Source organism: Actinomycetota bacterium (assembly GCA_016700055.1).
Taxonomy (GTDB): Bacteria; Actinomycetota; Acidimicrobiia; order Acidimicrobiales; family Ilumatobacteraceae; genus Kalu-18.
Genome location: CP064997.1, coordinates 112693 through 129798 on the forward strand (window position 1 = coordinate 112693; position 17106 = coordinate 129798).

A 17106-nucleotide genomic window follows, 5' to 3' on the forward strand; every position below is an offset into this window, starting at 1 on the left:
ACCGACGCTGTGCCAGCATGGGCGGCGATGAGCAACACCCGCCGCACCGATTCCGTCGCGGTCAACGACGGCTCGTTCGACCTGCACGTGTGGACGCCGAGCGAGGGCCGTGGCCCTGGCATCGTGTTGATCCAGGAGATCTTCGGCGTCGGGGCCTACATCAGCGCCGTCGCCGAACGCCTCGCCGATGCGGGTTACGTGGTGGGCGCGCCGGACGTCTTCTGGCGCTTCGCCCCCGGCTGGGCGGCCGAACACGACGAGGCCGGCCTCACCGCGTCGATCGAGGTCGTCGCGCAGCTCGACGCGGCGAAGGCAATCGCCGACTGCGTGGCCGCGTTGGAGCACCTGCGCGCGATGCCGGCCACCGGCGGCTTGGCAGGCGTGATGGGCTTCTGCCTCGGCGGCACGCTCGCGTGGGGCGTGGCCGCGGCAGGCGAGCCGGAGTGCTGCGTCAGCTACTACGGCTCGATGGTGCCCGCGATGCTCGACCTCGCCGGGCAGGTGAGCTGCCCGACGCTCTTCCACTTCGGCAACGCCGACGCGTACATCGCGAACGAGGGCGTCGACGCCGTCAGCGCGATGATCGCCGGCCGCGACGGGTTCGTGCTGAACGTCGAACACGCCGGCCACGCGTTCGACAACCACGAGTCGGCGATCTTCTACGACGAGAACGCGGCGAAGGCGGCGTGGACGAAGACGATGGCGTTCCTCGCCACGCACCTCCCGACCGGTTAGCTAACCGCTAGTCGAAGAGCGCCGGCGGCGGGACGGACGTACCCGCCGGCGGTACGCCGAGGCCGATGTGAGCCCACGCGGCCGGCATCGCCACACGACCGCGTGGGGTGCGCACGATGAGGCCCTGCTGGATGAGGAACGGTTCGTACACGTCCTCGACGGTCTCGGGCTGCTCGCCGACGGCGATCGCTAGCGTCGACAGCCCCACCGGACCGCCGCGGAACTGGCGGCACACCGCACCGAGGATGGCGCGGTCGACCTTGTCGAGGCCGCGCTCGTCGACGCCGAACAGGGCGAGTCCCTCGTGCGCGGTCGTCTCGTCGATCGATCCGTCGCCGCGCACCTCGGCGAAGTCGCGTACGCGGCGCAGCAGCCGGTTGGCGATGCGCGGTGTGCCGCGGCTGCGGCGCGCGATCTCGCGCGAGCCGGCGACGTCGATGGATACGCCGAGGATCCCCGCGGCGCGCCCGACGATGGACTCGAGCTCCGCGTCGTCGTAGTAGTCGAGCCGGGCGACGAGCCCGAACCGATCACGCAGCGGCCCGGTGATCATCCCCGTGCGGGTGGTGGCGCCGACGAGCGTGAACCGCGGCAGGGTCAGGCGGATGCTCGACGCGGCGGGGCCCTTGCCGACGACGATGTCGAGCTGGAAGTCCTCCATCGCCGGGTAGAGGATCTCTTCCACCGACCGGCTCAACCGGTGGATCTCGTCGATGAACAGCACGTCGCCGTCGTCGAGCTTGGTGAGGATCGCGGCGAGGTCGCCCGCGCGCTCCAGCGCCGGCCCGCTCGTGATGTGCAGGTGCACCCCCATCTCGGTGGCGACGATGCCGGCGAGCGTGGTCTTGCCGAGCCCCGGCGGGCCGGCGAACAGCAGGTGATCGGCAGCCTGCCCGCGCCGCCGGGCAGCTTCGAGAACGATCGTCAGGTGCTCTTTCAGCTCGCGCTGGCCGACGAACTCGGCGAGCGCACGTGGGCGCAGACCGGCCTCATCGGCGGCCTCGACGTCGTCTGCGGCCAGCGGCTCGAGAAACTCGTCACGCACGTCGGGCCCCCAGGGCCTTCAGCGCGTCGCGCAGCATCTCGGCCGGCTCGCCGTCGGCGGGCAGCTCCCGCAGCACGTCGCGGATCTCGGTGTCGGCGTATCCGAGCCCGGCGAGCGCCTCACGCACGTCGCCGACGGCCGAGGTGCCGCCGCCGCCGACGGGGTCGAGGACGGGTACCGAGAGCCGGTTCTTCAGCTCGACGAGCAGCCGCTCAGCCGTCTTCTTGCCGACACCGGGGACGAGGGTCAAGGCGGCCACGTCCGCGCTGGCGACGATGTCGACGAGCGCCGCGGGCTGGTGCGTGCCCAGGATGGCGAGAGCGAGCGCCGGACCGACACCGTGGGTCGCGATGAGCACTCCGAACGCGGTGCGCTCGTCGCGACCGGCGAAGCCGTAGAGCGTCTGCGCGTCTTCGCGGATGTGATGGTGGACGTGGAGGAACACCGTGCTCGTCGGTTCCAGTTCGGCCAGTGTGCGCGGGGTGACGGTGACCACGTAGCCGATCCCGCCGACCTCGATCAGCACCGTGCCGTCGAGGCCGCGCTCGAGCACCGCGCCCCGCAGCGACCCGATCATCGGGCCCGACCTGTCGTGGCGGCGCGGACTCGGGCGCGCAGCGGACTGATCGCTAGGTGGCAGAGGGCGAGCGCGGCCGCGTCGGCGGCATCGGCGGGTTGGGGCAGCGTGGGCAGGCCGAGGCGGGCCTGCACCATCTTCTGCACCTGCTCCTTCGTCGCACTCCCCCACCCGGCCACGGCGTCTTTCACCTGGCTCGGCGTGTACTGGACCACCTCGCAACCCGCAGCGGCAGCCGAGGCGAGAACGATGCCGCTCGCCTGGCCGACACTCATCGCGGTGCGGACGTTCACTTGGAAGAACACCTGCTCCACGGCCACGGCACCGGGCGTGAACTCGACGAGCAACGCTTCCACCTCGGTCCGCAGCGCCGCCAGGCGCCACGCGAGTTCGTCGCCGGGCGGGGTGCGGATGACGCCGAGGGCCACCGCACGCGCCGACGAGGGACCAAGGGTCTCGACGACGGCGTAACCGCACCGGGTGAGGCCGGGGTCGACGCCGAGTACCCGGTTCAGGGCTGGCACGAACACGCGTACGACGCTAGCGGGCCCGAGCGGCCCGCCGGTGGATCCTTGCCGTTCAGGAGCCGGTCTCGGCTGCCTTGACGGCTTCGACGAGCTCGCTCACCGGGCGGTAGGTGAGACCCGCGATGGCGCGGTGCGCATAGCGGACGACCCCCGCGGCGTCGACGACGAACACGCTGCGGCGAGGGAAGCCGAGCGGGCCGAGCGTGCCGTACGCGGCGGCGACACGCTTGTCGACGTCGGCGAGGAGGGGGAAGGCGAAACCGTGCTTGCCGGAGAACTTGTCGTGACTGGGAACGTCCTGGGCAGAGATGGCGAGCACCTGCGCGCCTACCTGCTCGAACTCGCCGAGACCGTCGTTGTAGCTGTTGAGCTGCTTGGTGCACACCGGCGTGTCGTCGCCGGGGTAGAAGACGAGCACGACGGGCTGGCCGGCATAGTCCGCCAACGAGTACTCACGTCCTTCGGTTCCCGGCAGCGCGAAGTCCGGTGCGGGGTCGCCGGGCCCGACGCTCATGTCTCCACCACCTCGTCCATCAGGGATTCGGCAATGTCGAAATTCGCGAACACGTCCTGCACGTCGTCATTGTCCTCCAACGCGTCCATGATGCGCAGGATCTTGCGGGCATCGCCGGCGTCGGTCACCTCGATCGTGGTCGACGGCACCATCGTCGACTCGGCCGACAGCACCTCGATGCCCGCGGCTTCGAGCGACGACTTCACGTCGTACACGTCGGAGGGCTCGCTCGTGACCCGCCAGCTGTCGCCGTCGCGGGAGACGTCGTCGGCTCCGGCTTCCAGCGCGGCCAGCATCAGCTCGTCCTCACCGACGGCTTCGGGCACCAACAACACCCCCCTCCGGCTGAACTGCCAACCGACGGCGCCGGGCTCGGCCATCGACCCGCCGAGCTTCGCGAAGACGTTGCGGATCTCCGCGCCGGTGCGGTTGCGATTGTCGGTCAGCACGTCGATCAGCAAGGCCACCCCGCCCGGCGCGTAGCCCTCGTAGGTGATCGCCTCGTACGACTCGCCGCTGTCCTCACCCGTACCCCGCTTGATCGCCCGGTCGATGGCATCGTTCGTCATCTGGGCTGCCTTGGCCTTCTGCACCATCGTGCGCAAGGTGGCGTTGCTCTGCACGTCGCCTCCCCCGGCGCGGGCAGCGACCTCGATCTGGCGGGCGACCTTCGCGAACAGCTTGCCGCGCGCTTTGTCGGCTGCCCCCTTCTTGTGCTTGATCGTGGCCCATTTGGAGTGACCGGACATCTTCAGACCTCGGTGATCGGCGACGACGACGTCGCGAGTTGCATGAACATGGCATGGAGCCGGGCATCGGGCGTCAGCTCGGGGTGGAAGGCGGCGACCATCACCGCGCCCTCGCGCAACAGCACGGGAGTGCCGGCGTGGGTGGCGAGCACCTCGACCGTCGGCCCGTGGGACTGAACCTGCGGGGCGCGGACGAACACCGCGTGGAAGGGCTCGTCGAGCCCGGACACGGCGAGATCCGTCTCGAAGCTGTCCACCTGGCGACCGTACGCGTTGCGGCGCACGCTCAGATCGACGGCGCCGAGGGAGCGCTGGTCGGGGCGGCCGTCGACGACGTCCGTAGCGAGCAGGATCATCCCCGCGCAGGTGCCGAAGACGGGCATGCCGTCGGCGAGCCTCGCCTTCAGCGCGTCGAACAACCCCGACGTGGTGAGCAGGCGCGACATCGTCGTGCTCTCCCCACCCGGGAGGACGAGTGCGTCGACGGCCTCCAGATCCTTTGGTTGCCTGACCTGGCTGGTGCGCGCGCCGAGCTCAGCGAGTCGCTGCTCGTGGACGGCGAACGCGCCCTGCAGCGCGAGCACGCCGACGCGCATCGAGCACCGGTCCACCTGGAGGCCTCGTAGCCGCGTTCACGGCGGCGTCACCACCCGCGCTCGGCGTAGCGCTCGGTGACCTCGTCCATCGCGATGCCGGTCATCGGGGCGCCGAGGCCGCGGCTGACCTTCGCGAGGATGTGGGGGTCCTTGAAGTGCGCGGTGGCCTCGACGATTGCCTTCGCGCGCGGCAGCGGATCTTCGCTCTTGAAGATCCCCGACCCGACGAACACCGCTTCGGCGCCGAGCTGCATGGCGAGCCCGGCGTCGGCGGGGGTGGCGATGCCCCCGGCGCAGAACACCGGAACGGGCAGCCAGCCGGTCTCGGCCACCTCTTGCACGAGCGGCAGCGGCGCCTGCAGCCGCTTGGCCCAGTCGAACAGCTCGGCGGGGTCGGCCTGGGTGATCTTGCGGATGTCACCGGTGATCGAGCGCAGGTGGCGCACGGCCTCGACGATGTTGCCGGTGCCGGCCTCGCCCTTGGAGCGGATCAGGCAAGCGCCCTCGCTGATCCGGCGCAACGCCTCGCCGAGATTGGTCGCCCCGCAGACGAAGGGCACGGTGAACGCCCACTTGTCGATGTGGTGGCTCTCGTCGGCGGGAGTGAGCACCTCGCTCTCGTCGACGAAGTCGACGCCGAGCGCCTCGAGGATCTGAGCCTCGACGAAGTGGCCGATGCGGGCCTTGGCCATCACCGGGATGGACACCGCGGCCTTGATCCCCTCGATCATCTCGGGGTCGCTCATCCGGGCCACACCGCCGTCGCGGCGGATGTCGGCGGGCACGCGCTCGAGGGCCATCACCGCACATGCACCGGAGTCCTCGGCGATCTTCGCCTGCTCCGCGGTGACGACGTCCATGATGACGCCACCCTTCAGCATCTCGGCCAGCCCACGCTTGACCGGGAAGGTTCCTGTGGCGCGTTCGGGGTGCGAACCGGCGACGGTCATGGGTGCAATCGTACCGGGCGCCGCCAGCGCGGCGCCCTACCGTTGCGTGGTACCGACACTCCCCGGATCAGGGCCAGGGAACGCTCGCCGCATCGACGCCGGCAGGCACGATCGCCGCCTGGTCGCCGCGGGTCAGCTCGATCCACGTCCTGCCCGGGGTCAACCGGATCTCGTCTCCGTCGGCATTCGTGAACGTCCACGGCGAGAATTGGTCGGCACGGTGCCACCGGGCGAGGTATGCCTGCCCGTCGGTCAGCACCAGCGCGTCGCCCTCGCCGGTCGTCACCGCTTCCGGGCTGCGCGCGTCGGCGGGGCTCGGGCGGTACTGCACCGTCAGCACGACGACGTTCGAGGCGTCGATCTGCGTGCCGTCGGCAACGGTATGGGGCGAGTTCTCGTGGAACCGCCAGAAGACGCCGGCAGCGGGATCCCACTCCCAGCGAGCGCGCATGCCGCCGTCCATCTGCAACTTCACCCCGGCGATCTCCACGTCGCCGTCGGCCTCTTCGCCGGCGGCGCGGAACGTGAGCTGCGGGCGTGGCGGGGGGCTGCCGGCGGGGTTCGCCGCCCACCCACCGGCGGGGCGGGCATAGAAGTTGTGGGGCATGCGGCGGTCGCTGCTGCGGTAGTAGTCGATGCCGGCCAGCCCGTAGGGGCCCATGTCGACGAGCGTGCTGGCGCGGATGGCGTCGGTGACCCGCGCGTTGCCGCCGCTCCACACGAAGAGCGGGCGGTCGAGCGAGCTGAGCAAGTCGATGTCCTGGGTGCGTCCGGAGCGCACCGGGCCGACCGGGTCGGGGACGAGGCTGTGGAACACCGCCGCGAAGCGGGTCCACCCCTCGACGTTCTCCTCGTAGACGATGTCGGCCAGGTTGAGCCCGCTCTGCGGGCGCGCGGCCTGCCTGTTGTCGATCTTCACGACAAGCGCCGGCCGGGTCGGCGCGCCGGGGTCGTACACGGGCAAGCCGTTCAGGGGCGTCGTCGGCAGCGGCTCGGTGGTGGATGTGGTGCTGGTGGTCGGCGCCGCGGTCGTCGACGTGACCCTGGTGGTGGTCGGCGCCACGGTGGTGGCGGTGCTCGTCGTCTCGGCCTGCGTCGTCGTCGACTCCGGTTCGGAGCCGTCGTCACCCCCGCTGCACGCGCCGAGCGCGAGAGCGCCGAGGGCGGCGACCACGATCGACGTAGTCAGCAGGCGGGCGCGACGGCGGGGCCGGGCGCGAAACAGCGATTTGTTGGGCATTCGACGACTCACAGCTCCCTTAGCAGGGCGATCCGCTCTTCGAGCGGGGGGTGGGTGTCGAACATCTTATGGAATCGACCCAGGTGGCCGGCGTCACCCACACCGGCCATGGGCTGCTCGATCCAGAGGTGGGCGGTGGCCGTCGATGCCGAATGGGTGACGGTGACGTCGTCGCGGAGCTTCTCGAGGGCCGATATCAGCCCCGGCGGGTACCTCGTCATCTGGCAGGCGGAAACGTCGGCCAGGGTCTCCCGGCGCCGGCTGACCGCGGCCTGCATCCCCCGCGCGATGATCGGAGCGAAGATCAAGAGCGCGAAGCCGAACAGCGCCAACGGGTTGTTCGTCGAATCCCTGTCGCCCTCGCGCTGGATTCGCCCGCCGTTCCACCACATCATCCTGATCGTCATGTCGGTGAGCACCGCGATGGAGCCGACGAGGGTCACCGCGAGCGTCGACAGCAAGATGTCGTAGTTGCGGATGTGCGACAGCTCGTGGGCCACGACGCCTTCCAGCTCCACCCTGTTGAGCTTCTCCAGCAACCCGGTGGTCACCGCGATCGCCGCGTGACGGGGGTTGCGGCCGGTGGCGAAGGCGTTCGGCGCGGGGTCGTCGACGATGTAGATGCGCGGCTTGGGCAGGCCACTCGCGATGCACAGCCCCTCGACCAGGTTGTGCAGCCGCCGGTAGGTGTCGGGGTCGGCGGGTCGGGCACGGCTGACCGCCAGCGCGATGGCATCGGCCTTCCAGTAGGAGGCGAACGCCATGGTCCCCGCGATGACGAGGGCCGCGATCGTGCCGGTGAGGCCATACCCGACGAGCACGCCGACCGCCGCTCCGACGAGGGCGACCAGGCCGACGAACGCGACGATCAGCAGAACGCTCTTGCGCTTGTTCGCGCTGATCAGGTCGTGCATGTGGCGTTACGTGTACCCGGGCTCAGAACTGGACGCGGGGCGCGGTGCGCGCGTCTTCGTCGGCCTCGAAGTACTCGCGGCGCTCGAATCGCATCATGCGGGCGAGGAACACCGTCGGGAACTGGTCGAGCTTGTTGTTGTACGTCATCACGCTGTCGTTGTAGAACTGCCGCGCGTAGGCGACTCGCCCCTCGGTGGCGGTGAGCTCTTCTTGCAGGGCGAGGAAGTTCTGGTTGGCCTTCAGGTCGGGATAGGCCTCGGACAGCGCGAAGAGCTGGCGCAACGCGCCGGTGAGGACGTTGTCGGCCTCGGCCTGCGCGTGCGGGGTGGAGGGCGCGGCCATCGCCGCGTTGCGGGCGCGGATGACGGCATCGAGCGTCTCGCGCTCGTGCGCCGCGTACGCCTTCACCGTCTCGACCAGGTTCGGGATGAGGTCGAGGCGACGCTTCAACTGCACGTCGATCTGAGCCCACGAGTTCTCCACCTGGTTGCGTCGCCGGATGAGCGAGTTGTAGGCGAAGACACCCGCGAGCAGGACGAGCACGACTATGCCGAGGATGACTAGGAGCCAGATCACCCCGACATCATACGCCGCAGGCGTTGGACGGCTCGTGAACCCGCCGAGGGCTCCACCCGCGGCGGCCGCAGGCGCAGCTCCTCGTAGCGTTCGACGTACTTCTCGGCGAGGTCCCGCATCGAGAACTCGGCCGCACGCGCGCTGGCGCCGTCGACCAATCGCGCGGCGAAGGCCCTGTCGCTCAGCACCCGTTGCAGCGCAGCCAGGAGCGCGTGCTCGTCGCCGGGCGGGACGAGCACGGCGTCGACACCATCGGTGGCGACGTTGCGGTACCCGTCGAGTGAGCTCGCCACCACGGCGGTACCAGCAGCCATGGCCTCGATCAGCACCACCCCGAAGCTCTCCCCGTGCAACGACGGGGCGCAGAAGATGGCCGCGCCGCGCAGGCGGGCCACCTTGTCCTCGTCGGAGATGCGGCCGATCCATTCGATCCGGTTGTCACCGGCGTACTGCTGATGCAGCCGCTCGGTGTCGGGCCCGTCGCTCGCGATCCACAGCCGCACTTCCGGGCCGAGCGACGCGTGGGCGCGCAGCAGCACGTCCAATCCCTTGCGCGGCTCGTGGCGCCCGCAGAAGAAGATCGCCTGCTCTCCCCCGGGGTGAGGAGCGACGCGCCGGTAGCGCTCCAGCTCCACCCCGTTGTAGAGCACCTCGTAGTCGCCGCCGAAGTAGCGCTCGGCAAGCTCTCGCGCGTCCTTCGACACCGCGACGCGGTGGTCGAGCTCGTCCACCAGCCAACGCAAGGGAGCGTTCAGGTATCGGTAGCTGGCGCTGTCGCCCGCCGCGTGGAACGTGCCGAGCGCCGGTGCGGTGTTCATGACGAGCGCGGTCAGGCTCGGACCCGGCGTGAGCGGCTCGTGGATGTGGAGCACGTCGAACTGCTCGTCGCGCAGCGCCCGGATGGTGCGCAACGCAGCCGATGCGTCCGGCGCGATCGGGGCGATCGAACCGTTGGCGGCGGTGGGCAAGCTGTCGCCGAGGGGGGTGACGAACGTGGCTGGAGGGGCACCGTCGCACGGCCCGAGCACCCGGGCCTCGATCCCGCGCGCGCGCAGCTCGCGAGCGAGGCCCATCACCTGGCCCTGCACCCCTCCGGGAATGGTCAGGCTGTACGGGCTGACGAGCCCGATGCGCAATGGCGGTCCCGGCACGGCCGGCCACGGTAGAGCCGCGCGAGGCCGTTCCACTACGTTCACCCCGATGAGCGACAAGCCTGCCCTCTCCCTCGTCGCCTCCCCCGGCAAGCGCGCGGCGGTCGTCGAGGCCGCGGTCGAGGCGGAGCGCAGGGGGTTCCCGGCGATCGCCTGCCCCAGCCTCGGCGGCGCGCTCGGGCTCTGCGCGAGCCTCGCCCACGTCACCCACGAGATCGGCTTCTTCACCTCGATCCAGGGGATCTACGGCAGCGTGCCCGCCGAGGTCGGCGGGCTCGCCTCCCACGTCCACGAGCTGTCCGGCGGCCGGTTCGCCCTAGGGCTCGGCGTCAGCCACGAACCGATGGTGAGACGCCTCGGCGTCGCGATGGGCAAGCCGCTCGCCGACATGCGCGCCTTCGTCTCCGGCCTGCGGGCCAACGAGCGCTTCGGAGGCGAGCTGCCACCGGTGTACCTCGCCGCGCTGCGCGACCGAATGCTCGATCTCGCGGTCGAGATCGCCGAAGGCGCGATCTGGGCCAACGCCAGCCTGCTGCACACGACCACCCAGGTGGCCCGCGTGCCGGCCGCGCGGCGCGGCTCGTTCCACCTGGCCAACATGATCCCGACGGTGATCTCCGACGACGCTCGCGCGGCAGCCGCCGTGCACCGCAAGACGATGACGGTCTACGTCGGGTTGCCGAACTACCGCAACTACTGGCGGGCCTGCGGCTACGTCGAGGAGATGGACGCGATCGAAGCTGCGATCGGCGCCGGGGAACGCGATCGCTTGCCGTCGTTGATGAGCGACGCCTGGTTGCGTGACTGCACGCTCGCCGGCACCGTCGACGAGGTCCGTGCCGGGCTCGCCGCCTGGGCGGACATCGGGGTGCAGCCGGTCGCGGTCATGTCATCGGTGGACGGCGGCCAGCTGAAGGCCGTCCGCGAGCTCTTCGCCGCGTACGAGTGACGATGCTCACCGCGGTGCCACCGGTCGACCCCGCGGATCAAGGCCTGATCGACGCGTGCACCGAAACCCCCGGCTGGATCTGCGAGCAGATGTGGGAGTTGACCGGGTCCGAGGCCGCGAGCCGGGCCGCGGACTGGTTCGTGGCCACTCCTCTGCGGGTGCTGCTGATCGTGATCGTGGCATTCCTGCTCAACAGGTTCGTGCGGCGCGTCGTCGCCGGCATGGTCGGGCGGCTGACGGCGCCTCAGCAGCTCGCCGCAGCCGGCATCGAACGCCTCGGGATGAAGGCCCCGGAGGTGCTCGACTCGACGAGTGCGCGTTCGACGGAGCGGGCGCGGACGTTGAGCGCCGTGCTGATGGGCCTGGCGACGGCGATCATCTGGACGGTGGCGGGGCTGCTCGTGATCGGCGAGTTCGGCCTCAGCCTCGCTCCGCTGCTGGCGAGCGCCGGCATCGCCGGCATCGCGCTCGGCTTCGGCGCGCAGAGCCTGGTGCGTGACTGCATCACCGGGGTCTTCATGTTGATCGAAGACCAGTACGGAGTGAGCGACGTGGTCGACCTCGGCGAGGCGAGCGGCACCGTCGAGAAGGTGACCCTTCGCCTGACGACGCTGCGCGCCCCGGACGGAACCGTTTGGCACGTGCCGAACGGCGCCATCGTGCGGGTGGGGAACCGCAGCCAACTCTGGTCGATGGCGTTGCTCGACCTCGCGATCGCCTACGACAACGACGTCGACCGCGCGCAGCAGGTGATCCTCGACGCCGCGCGCACGGTCTGCGAGGCCGACGAGTACAAGGACCAGGTGCTGGAGGCTCCGACGATCCTCGGCGTCGAGTCGGTGGGGCCCGACGGTGTCACCATCCGCCTGACGGTGAAGACCGAGCCGGGCGAGCAGTGGGCCTTGCAGAGAGCGCTGCGTGAGGGGGTCAAGGCCGCGCTCGACGACGCCGGGATCCGACCGCCGCCGCGCGGGTTCGCCGGCGACTGGCCGCGGACCTGACCGCTCAGTCGGCGCTCGAGTGCGCCTCGATCGCCACGCTGTCGAGGATGCGCACCACGCCGCGCTCGACGGCGAGCGATCGCTCACGGACCCCGATCTGCAGCACCCGATTCGCCGTCTGACGCACGGTGCCCGCCGCATGGGCGAGGTCGTCCTGGGACATGCGGATCGGATCGTCGCCGTATGCCTGCGCCAACACGTGGAGCCTTCGCCAGACCCTGATCTCAGGTGGCAGCAGCAGCTCGGCGGCAAGGGCGTTCGAGCGCACGAGCTGCTCGGTGAGCACGGTCACGAGAAGGCGGTCGACCCCCGGATGCAGCAGGCGCAGCTCGTCGAAGTCGCGCCGCTCCAGCGTGAGCGCCGCGCAGTCCTCGAGCGCGCAGACGCGGGCCGTGCGGCGATGGTCGGGTTGCACCAGGGCGAGCGCGCCGAACATCTCGCCCGGCTGCACCACCCGCAGGATGATCGTGCTGCCCTGCAGCGTCGTCGCGCTTACCTGCATGCGCCCGGACTGCAACAGGTAGAGGCGGTCCGCCGCGTCGCCCTCGTTGAACACCACCTGGCTCCGTCGGTAGTGGCGCGGCCGCAGTCGCGCCACCACAGCCCCGCGCTCGGGTTCGCCGAGCTGGTCGAGCACTTCGAGCAGAGCGGCGCCCACACGCAGAACCATGGAGTGTCAAAGGTCACATGTCAACTGGCGCGCGTGCGACAGTCCTGCCAGGGCCTTGGGGTGAATGTGAGCGGACACCAAGGGGGAACCGGGGGGTTCAGGAAATGTTGCTCTTTTCACGTGTCATCACGCTCACAGGCAGTCCGCGACGGACCATGGCCTACGCCAACGACATCACCGGCTACGTCCGGGGCCACAGCACGCTCGACGTCACCTGCTGGAACGCCGGCTTCGGCTACCCGCTCGGCACACTGGCTTGGTCGGCGATCGTCGACAGCCAGGCGACGCTCGCCGACGCATCGGCGAAGCTCCTCGGCGACAGCGGGTATCTAGACATGATCGATTCGGCGGCCGACATGATCTCCACGGGTGGAGAGGACCACCTGCGCGAGCTCATCGCCGGAGGTGAGGGTGGCACGGGCGAGGCACCACCGATCGGCGCCGTCGCCCAGATCACGACGGCAACGGCATTCGTCGACCGCTTCGCCGATGCACTCGGCTGGGGGGTGGAGGTCGCCCAGTTCGCGAGCGAAGTTCTCGGATCTCCGGTCGTCGTGCTGCGCGACCTGTTCGGCACGATGGGCCGGATCACCTGGATCGGCATCCAGCCCGACATCGCCGCCGCGGAGAGCGCTGGGGCGAAGCTAGCTGGGAACGCCGACTACCTCGAGCGCATGAAGGGCACGGGCGAGCTGTTCATCCACGGCTCCGCCAACGTCAGCCAGCTGGTCCGCATCGCCTGACCACGCTCGCGGCCGCCGACCGGCCGAGTCACCTCGACTCCGCGTAGCCGGGGTCACTCGGCCAGTTCGGTTGGAACATGTGCCATTGCTCGGGCGCCCGCCCGATCAACACCTCGAGTTCGCGCGCGAGGTACTGGGTGACGCGAGCCACGTCGTCGCGCAGCCCGCCTCGACGCTGCGCCGGCACCGGTGGGCGCACGATCGCGTGGTGGCCGTTGTACTTGCGCGTGAAGTAGACCGCGGTCGGCAATATCGGTGCCCCGGTGCGCAGTGACAGGGTCGCCGGGCCTGCCGGCAGCGTGGTCCGCTCGCCGAAGAACTCCACGTCTACTCCCCCACCCTGCAGGTCGCGGTCGCAGAGCAGGCACACCACCTCGTTGTCCTTCAAGGCGCGCAGCACCGCGGCGGCCGCGCCCGGCCCGAGCGGGACGACGGACATGCCGAGATCGCGGCGCAGCTCCGCGAACCACTCGAACAGCTCCGGCGGATCGAGCGGCTCGACGACCACCGTCAGCCGGTGGCCGCGATCGGTCATCCAGCGCCCGGCCCACTCCCATCCGCCGAGATGGGGCAGGGCGAGGATCACCCCGGTGCCGTTCGCCAGCGCGGGCAGGATGTGCTCGCGGTAGCCGACGGTGCTGAACCCGGCAGCGACGGCGCGTGCCGAAAGCGAAGGCAGCCGGAAGCTCTCGACGTAGTAGCGGGAGTAGCTGTCGAACGACTCTTGCACCGCCCGTCGCAGGGCGAACCCGTGGAGGCTGGGGTTCACGCGCCGCAGGTGACGTTCGATGATCGCCCGTCGTGAGCGCATGCTCGTGGCGAGCGTGGCCCCGATCGCGGTGGCCGCCGCCGATGCCAGCGGCCCCGGGGTGACCCGCGCCGCGAGCGAGCCGAGCTTGTACCCGGTGACGGCGAGCGTGTCGCCGAGCTCTTCGCGCGGCGTCTTCGGTGTGGACGGGTCGGTCAGGGGGTGCCCCGCCGGTGCCGCTGGATGCGCACGCGCCGGCTGGCCCTGGCCGTCCGCCTGCTCTGGCGGCGCGAGCGGCGCATCTCGATGCGTGCCGCGGTGACGGGAGCGACGGCCGCCTGCTTCCACACCTTCACGAACCGCTGTACAGCGGTGATCACGGTCAGCGCCAGCATCAACCACAGGATCGGCACCAGCAAAACGTCGAACAGCAACCCGATGCAGAGCAGGATCACGCGCTCGGCGCGCTCCATCAGCCCGCCCTTCGCGTACAGGCCGAGCGATTCGGCCTTGGCCCGCTGGTAGGAGATCACCGACGAGACCGCCATCACCGCGAACGGCAACATCGCCATGTGCGCCGAGTGCTCCGAGGCCAAGTACCAGGCGACACCGCCGAACAGCAAGGAGTCGGTGATGCGGTCGATCACCGAGTCGAAGAAGGCCCCGCGCTGGCTGGAGGCGTCGGAGGCCTTGGCCAGCGCCCCGTCGAGCAGATCGGGCAGTGCGGCCAGGATGACGAGCAGCAACCCGAGGTTGAGCGCGCCGGCGCCGATCGCGATTGCCGCGCCGACCGCGATGAGCAGGCCGGCCACGGTGAGATGGTCGGGCGTGAGCCCGGTCTTGCGCAACGAGTCGCCGATGGGCTTCACCGCCTTCTCCACCGGGGCCCGAAGGTGACCGTCGAACATGGGACGACAGGCTAACTCGGCGAACGCCACACCGCCTGTGACCCGACGCGCAGCTCCGCGATACGGTCGGCGCGTTAACCGGCACGTACGAGAACACCCGGCGCGTGCGTCGGCGAGAGGGGTAGAGCAGTGAGCGTGCAGACCGACAGGATTCGCAACGTGGTGCTGGTCGGACACGGCGGGTCGGGCAAGACGACCCTCGCCGAGGCCCTCCTCGCCCGCAGCGGAGCCGTCGCCCGTGGTGGGCGCGTCGACGACGGGTCCAGCCTTCTCGATACCGAGCCCGAGTCCCAGAAGCGGCGCATCTCCCTCTCGCTCGCGCTCGCGCCGTTCGATTGGAAGGCGACCGACGGCGAGACGTACCGGGTGAACCTGATCGACACCCCCGGTTACGCCGACTTCGTCGGCGAGGTCGAAGCGGCGTTCTCGGTTGCCGACCTGGCCGTCTTCGTGGTCAGCGCGGTCGAGGGGGTCGAGGTGCAGACCGAGGCTCTGTGGCGCCGAGCCGACGAGCTCGGTCTGCCCCGCATGGTCTTCGTGAACAAAGGAGGACAAGGAGCGCGCCGACTTCCACGCCGTGCTCGCGCAGATGAAGTCGCTGTTCGGCTCCGGCGTCACGCCGCTCGAGCTGCCCCTCGGCGAGGCGACCACACTGCACGGCATCGCCGACGTGTTGAGCGAAGAGGCGTACGAGTACGCGCCGGACGGCACCCACCACAGCGAGCCGATGCCGAACGAGGTGGCCGAAGAGGAGCACAAGCTGCACGACGCGCTCGTCGAGGAGATCGTCTCCGGCGACGACGACCAGCTCGAGCGCTACCTGTCCGGTGACGTGCCCTCCGTCGCCGACCTCGAGCGCACCCTCGCCCACGAGGTGCTGGAGCTGGTCGAGTTCCCCGTGCTGCTCGGCTCGGCGACCACCGGGATCGGCGTCGACAGACTCGCCGACTTCATCTGCGAGCTCGGCCCCGCACCTCGCCCAGCCCAGGTGTCGGCCGGGACCGAAGTGGTCGAGGTCTCCCCCGACGCTGCCGGCCAACCGCTCATCCACGTGTTCAAGACCATCGCCGACCCCTTCGTCGGCCAGCTCTCGGTGTTCAAGGTGCTCTCGGGCACGATCACGGCCGACGATCACCTGGTGAACTCCTCGAACGGCGCCGACGAGCGACTGCACGGGTTGTTCACGCTGCGCGGCAAGGAGCAGGTGCCGGCGAGCCGCCTCGTCGCCGGTGACATCGCTGCCGTGGCCAAGCTGGCTCACACCCGCACCGGTGACACGCTGGCGCCGAAGGGCTCGCCGGTGCGCGTCGTCGCCCCACCGGCGCCGACCGCGCTCTACGCCGTCGCGATCGCCCCGGTGACCCAGAGCGACGACGACAAGTTGGGTGGGGCGCTCGCCCGACTGCAGGCCGAAGACCCGGTGATCCTCGTCGACCGCGTCGACGAGACGCACCAGACCGTGCTGCGCGGGCTCGGCGACACCCACGTCGCGGTGACGCTGGAACGCCTGCAGCGCAAGTTCGGCGTGAGCGTGCGCACCACCGAGGTGAAGGTGCCCTACCGCGAGACGATCTCGGGTACCGCCGAGGCGGAGGGCAAGGTGAAGAAGCAGACCGGGGGCCACGGCCAGTACGCGGTGGCCAACCTGCGCGTCGCCCCCCTGGAGCGCGGCGCCGGGTTCGAGTTCAAGGACGCCGTCGTCGGCGGAGCGATCCCGCGCAACTACATCCCCGCCGTGCAGAAGGGCATCGAGGAGACGATGTCGCTCGGCGGCGTGCACGGCTTCCCGGTCGTCGACGTGCGCGTCGAGTGCTACGACGGCAAGTACCACGCCGTCGACTCGAGCGAGATGGCGTTCAAGACCGCGGCCGCGCAGGGCTTCAAGGACGCGATGGCCGCCGCCGGCGTGGTGGTGCTGGAGCCGGTTTCGCTCTTGATGGTGACGGTGCCCGCTTCGAGCCAGGGCGACGTGATGGGCGACGTCAACTCGCGGCGCGGACGAGTGCAAGGGACCGACTCGGTGGGCCACGGCGAGCAGCAGATCACCGCCCTCGTACCGACGAGCGAGCTGCAGCGCTACGCGATCGACCTGCGGTCGATGACCGGCGGGCGGGGACGGTTCTCGGTGCAGCACGACCACTACGACGTCTTGCCCGCGCACCTCGTCGACCGGGCGAAGGCCAAGCTCGCCGAGGGCGAATCGTGACCGGTTCGAGCCCACTCGACCTGGCGGTCATGTTCCGCGGCCTTCCCCGACGCCAGCGCGAGGCGGCAGCCGCGGCCGAGGGCAGCGAAGGCGCCGCGGGGATCGTCGAGCGCATCGACTCACTCGTCGCTGCGGCGGCATCACTCGTCGGCAGTTCGGCAGACCCGCTCGCCGTGGCCGAGGCGATCGAAGCGATACCGGCCGACCAGTGGTCCGACGAGGTCCTCGACGCGTTGCGTGGAGAGGCGCTCCAGCTCGGGCGCGGGCTACGTGACCTCGAGCACCTCGGCGAGGAGAACCACTAGC

General features: G+C 70.3%; 18 protein-coding genes and 1 pseudogene. 6 read left to right on the top strand and 13 right to left on the bottom strand.

Going from position 1 to position 17106, the window contains the following annotated elements; all coding sequences use genetic code 11:
* Positions 1 to 27 precede the first annotated feature (27 nt).
* Complete coding sequence (locus IPM43_00590) at positions 28 to 735, top strand: dienelactone hydrolase family protein (protein QQS24933.1); 708 nt, start codon at positions 28 to 30, stop codon at positions 733 to 735.
* A gap of 7 nt (positions 736 to 742) precedes the next feature.
* Here IPM43_00590 and ruvB read toward each other — a convergent pair whose 3' ends face one another.
* The 11 genes from ruvB to IPM43_00645 form a co-directional block, all read right to left on the bottom strand.
* On the bottom strand, positions 743 to 1780 hold the full coding sequence (ruvB, locus tag IPM43_00595) for a Holliday junction branch migration DNA helicase RuvB (protein QQS24934.1): 1038 nt from the start codon (positions 1778 to 1780) through the stop codon (positions 743 to 745).
* Complete coding sequence (gene ruvA / locus IPM43_00600) at positions 1773 to 2357, bottom strand: Holliday junction branch migration protein RuvA (protein QQS24935.1); 585 nt, start codon at positions 2355 to 2357, stop codon at positions 1773 to 1775. The genes ruvB and ruvA overlap by 8 nt, the downstream gene beginning before the upstream one ends.
* Positions 2354 to 2872: a crossover junction endodeoxyribonuclease RuvC gene (gene ruvC / locus IPM43_00605; protein ID QQS26274.1), complete on the bottom strand. Its 519-nt coding sequence runs from the start codon at positions 2870 to 2872 to the stop codon at positions 2354 to 2356. The genes ruvA and ruvC overlap by 4 nt, the downstream gene beginning before the upstream one ends.
* Positions 2873 to 2936: 64 nt before the next feature.
* Positions 2937 to 3398, bottom strand: a complete 462-nt coding sequence (locus IPM43_00610; GenBank protein ID QQS24936.1) for a peroxiredoxin — start codon at positions 3396 to 3398, stop codon at positions 2937 to 2939.
* A complete protein-coding gene (locus IPM43_00615) occupies positions 3395 to 4147 on the bottom strand; it encodes a YebC/PmpR family DNA-binding transcriptional regulator (GenBank protein QQS24937.1) in 753 nt (250 codons plus the stop codon). Before IPM43_00615 ends, IPM43_00610 begins: the two co-directional genes overlap by 4 nt.
* Before the next feature lie 2 nt (positions 4148 to 4149).
* Positions 4150 to 4743, bottom strand: coding sequence for a pyridoxal 5'-phosphate synthase glutaminase subunit PdxT (pdxT, locus tag IPM43_00620; protein QQS26275.1), 594 nt, complete (start codon positions 4741 to 4743; stop codon positions 4150 to 4152).
* A 47-nt stretch (positions 4744 to 4790) separates the two neighbouring features.
* Positions 4791 to 5693 (bottom strand): pyridoxal 5'-phosphate synthase lyase subunit PdxS, encoded by a 903-nt coding sequence (pdxS, locus tag IPM43_00625; GenBank protein ID QQS24938.1) that lies wholly within the window; start codon positions 5691 to 5693, stop codon positions 4791 to 4793.
* A gap of 67 nt (positions 5694 to 5760) precedes the next feature.
* Positions 5761 to 6933: a DUF3048 domain-containing protein gene (locus IPM43_00630; protein ID QQS24939.1), complete on the bottom strand. Its 1173-nt coding sequence runs from the start codon at positions 6931 to 6933 to the stop codon at positions 5761 to 5763.
* 8 nt (positions 6934 to 6941) lie between these two features.
* Positions 6942 to 7847: a M48 family metalloprotease gene (locus tag IPM43_00635; protein QQS24940.1), complete on the bottom strand. Its 906-nt coding sequence runs from the start codon at positions 7845 to 7847 to the stop codon at positions 6942 to 6944.
* 22 nt (positions 7848 to 7869) lie between these two features.
* The gene (locus IPM43_00640; protein ID QQS24941.1) at positions 7870 to 8424 is read right to left on the bottom strand and encodes a LemA family protein; all 555 of its coding nucleotides are present in this window, start codon (positions 8422 to 8424) and stop codon (positions 7870 to 7872) included.
* Entirely contained in the window at positions 8421 to 9560 is a 1140-nt protein-coding gene (locus tag IPM43_00645; GenBank protein ID QQS26276.1) for a glycosyltransferase family 4 protein, read from the bottom strand. The genes IPM43_00640 and IPM43_00645 overlap by 4 nt, the downstream gene beginning before the upstream one ends.
* 64 nt (positions 9561 to 9624) lie before the next feature.
* Between IPM43_00645 and IPM43_00650 the strand changes: the two genes are divergently transcribed.
* Positions 9625 to 10524 carry an LLM class flavin-dependent oxidoreductase gene (locus IPM43_00650; GenBank protein ID QQS24942.1) on the top strand — a complete coding sequence of 300 codons (900 nt, stop codon included), beginning with the start codon at positions 9625 to 9627 and terminating at the stop codon, positions 10522 to 10524.
* A gap of 2 nt (positions 10525 to 10526) precedes the next feature.
* A complete protein-coding gene (locus tag IPM43_00655) occupies positions 10527 to 11525 on the top strand; it encodes a mechanosensitive ion channel family protein (protein ID QQS24943.1) in 999 nt (332 codons plus the stop codon).
* A gap of 4 nt (positions 11526 to 11529) precedes the next feature.
* On the opposite strand, the gene IPM43_00660 is transcribed toward IPM43_00655, so the two are convergent.
* Positions 11530 to 12195, bottom strand: a complete 666-nt coding sequence (locus IPM43_00660; protein ID QQS24944.1) for a Crp/Fnr family transcriptional regulator — start codon at positions 12193 to 12195, stop codon at positions 11530 to 11532.
* A gap of 155 nt (positions 12196 to 12350) precedes the next feature.
* On the opposite strand from IPM43_00660, the gene IPM43_00665 reads away from it, so the two are divergent.
* Entirely contained in the window at positions 12351 to 12938 is a 588-nt protein-coding gene (locus IPM43_00665; protein QQS24945.1) for a hypothetical protein, read from the top strand.
* A gap of 28 nt (positions 12939 to 12966) precedes the next feature.
* Here IPM43_00665 and IPM43_00670 read toward each other — a convergent pair whose 3' ends face one another.
* On the bottom strand, positions 12967 to 14034 hold the full coding sequence (locus IPM43_00670; protein ID QQS24946.1) for a phosphatidylinositol mannoside acyltransferase: 1068 nt from the start codon (positions 14032 to 14034) through the stop codon (positions 12967 to 12969).
* Between the two features lie 689 nt (positions 14035 to 14723).
* Here IPM43_00670 and IPM43_00675 point away from each other — a divergent pair.
* Positions 14724 to 16800, top strand: a pseudogene (locus tag IPM43_00675) (elongation factor G).
* On the top strand, positions 16797 to 17105 hold the full coding sequence (locus IPM43_00680; GenBank protein QQS24947.1) for a hypothetical protein: 309 nt from the start codon (positions 16797 to 16799) through the stop codon (positions 17103 to 17105). Before IPM43_00675 ends, IPM43_00680 begins: the two are co-directional and overlap by 4 nt.
* The last annotated feature ends 1 nt before the right edge of the window (position 17106 follow it).